General features: G+C 65.3%; 1 protein-coding gene. It reads left to right on the forward strand.

Annotation, left to right across the window (positions count from 1 at the left end):
- Positions 1–21: 21 nt before the first annotated feature.
- A partial coding sequence (locus Q1A36_RS21355) for a hypothetical protein (RefSeq protein WP_299848196.1) occupies positions 22–665 on the forward strand: 644 nt, incomplete at its 3' end.

A 665-nucleotide genomic window follows, 5' to 3' on the forward strand; every position in this document is an offset into this window, starting at 1 on the left:
CCGCCATTCCGCCCATTGCTGTTGGCGGCGTTTCTGCTGGTCGCCCAGTTCCTGGTTATCGGCGTGACTTTCAAGCATGGAATCGAATTCCGCTGTCTGGACAACTGGCCGCCGCGAGCCTGCGGCATGGCCAGCAAGTCGCTGGCGGCGCTCTATTGCGTCATTGCCGCGATCGGGCTTTTCGCGCTGCTGCGCCCTGCGCTGTTTCTCGCCCTGCTGGCCGAGGCCGGCCGCAGCCTGCAGCCGCTGGCGCTGAACCTCGCGGGCTTCGTGCTGGCCATGCTGCCTGCGGTGTTCATGCGGCAAGGGCAAGGGGAAGCCATGTTGTTGCCGGCCTTTGCCTTGTGGTCACTGGGCATGGGCTTGCTGCTGGTCGGATTGCTGGGTTGGCTGGCGCCGTGGCGGTTGTGGCGGCAGTTCCTGAAGGCCGGGGGCGGCGCACTGGTCTTGGTCATGGCGGCAGGCGCGGCCGCGCCTGCGCTTGCGGTCAAGCTGCAACCGGTCTGGCAACTGGAAACCATCGCCGACCTGACCTTCAGAGCCGTTGCCTGGCTGGTCGATGCGTCGGGCTATGTGGTGCATTCGGATCCGGTGCAGAAATTTATCGGGACCGACGATTTCATGATCTCGGTCGCCCCTGTCTGCTCGGGGATCGAGGGCATCGC

This window comes from uncultured Paracoccus sp., assembly GCF_947487305.1.
In the GTDB taxonomy this organism is placed as follows: domain Bacteria; phylum Pseudomonadota; class Alphaproteobacteria; order Rhodobacterales; family Rhodobacteraceae; genus Paracoccus.